General features: G+C 69.3%; 2 protein-coding genes. Both read left to right on the forward strand.

Annotated elements, in window-relative coordinates:
- The first annotated feature begins 53 nt into the window (after positions 1-53).
- Positions 54-1,157, forward strand: a complete 1,104-nt coding sequence (locus tag FWJ67_RS11035) for a sugar ABC transporter permease (protein ID WP_414482845.1) — start codon at positions 54-56, stop codon at positions 1,155-1,157.
- Positions 1,158-1,207: 50 nt separating this feature from the next.
- Positions 1,208-1,592 (forward strand): aminopeptidase P family N-terminal domain-containing protein (locus tag FWJ67_RS11040; protein ID WP_304173334.1); only part of this gene is annotated, 385 nt, incomplete at its 3' end.

Genomic DNA, 1,592 nt, shown 5'->3' on the forward strand with positions numbered 1-1,592 from the left:
GGTGAGGGGGCCTTAGGCGGGAGGGCCGACTAGGCGCGGCGGGTCGCATTCCCGTGGCCACCGACGGGGTCTTCCTCGCCCCGCGGAACATGTCCAACCTCTTCCGGCAGACGACCATCATCGGGCTCCTGGCCATCGGCATGACCTTCGTCATCACCGCCGGCCACATCGACCTGTCCGTGGGGTCCCTCACGGGCCTGGCCGGGGCGATTGCCGCCATGATGCAGGTGCGCTGGCTCCCGGCCCTGGCCCAGGCCTGGGGCGTGGCCTGGCTCCAGGAGAGCTGGGTGATCTCGGTGATCGCCATCCTCGCCGCGCTCCTCGTCGGCCTGCTGGTGGGCTTGTGGCACGGGGTCTGGACGGCCTACGGTGGGGTGCCCGCCTTCATCGCCACCCTGGGGGGCCTCTTGATCTTCCGGGGGAGCATCCTGGGCATCACCCGCGGGGTGAACATCGGCCCCATGGAGCCGCTCTTCCGGAGCCTGGGCCAGTCCTACCTGAGCACCGGCGCGGGCGTGGCCCTGGCGGCGGTGACGGTGGCCGCCATCTTCCTCATGACCTTCCGGGCCCGGCGAGAGCGGATCCGCCACGGGCTGCCCGTCCACGCAGCGTGGATGGACGGGGCGGCGGCCGCCCTCTACTCGGCCCTGGCCATCCTTTTTGTCGTCGTGATGAACCGGTACCGGGGGATTCCCGTGCCAGTCATCATCCTGATCATCGCCGCCATGATCTTCACCTTCATCTACCGGCGGACCCAGCTGGGGCGGTACACCTGGGCCATCGGCGGCAACCTGGAGGCGGCCAAGCTGTCGGGGGTGAACGTGCGGCGGGTGACGGTGCAGATCTTTGCCCTCATGGGCCTCCTGGCGGGTCTGGCCGGCGTCATCCTCACGGCCCGCCTCAATGCGGCCACGGCCAACGCGGGGAACGGCTTCGAGCTCGACGCCATCGCCGCCTGCGTCATGGGCGGTACCAGCCTCGCCGGCGGGTACGGGAGCATCCCGGGGGCGCTCTTGGGCGCGCTCATCATGGCCAGCGTGGACAACGGCCTCAGCATGCTCAACGTCGAGTCCTTCTGGCAGCAGATCATCAAAGGCTTCATCTTGATGGTGGCCGTCTTGATCGACGTCCGGTCCCGGCGGGCCAAGCGGGCGTGAGGGCCCATGGAACGGTGCGCCGGGGTCACGTACGGGGAGGGGTGGCAGAGATGGCAACTCAGGTAACCTGGACGGAGGTGCCCGCACCGGTCTGCGAGGTGCCGCCAAAGTATCCCCACCTGACCAAAGAGGTCTACGATCGGCGGCTGGCGCGGCTGCGGGCCCGGATGAAGCAAGAGGGCCTGGACGCGGTGGTGGTCTACGCCGACCGGGAGCACGCGGCCAACTTCTCGTACCTGACGGGCTTCGGGCCCCGCTTTGAGGAGGCCCTCCTGATCGTGCTCCCCGAGGGGACGCCGACGGCGGTCTTGGGGGCGGAGAACGTGGACATGGTCCACTTCACCCCCGTGGAGTTGAAGGGCGTCTTCTACCCCACCTTCGGCCTCATGGGCCAGCCCCGGGTGAACGTCCCCGCCCTGGAGCAGATCCTGCGGG

Origin of the sequence: Limnochorda sp. (genome assembly GCF_047459355.1) — a bacterium.
Classification (GTDB): Bacteria; Bacillota; Limnochordia; order Limnochordales; family Limnochordaceae; genus Limnochorda.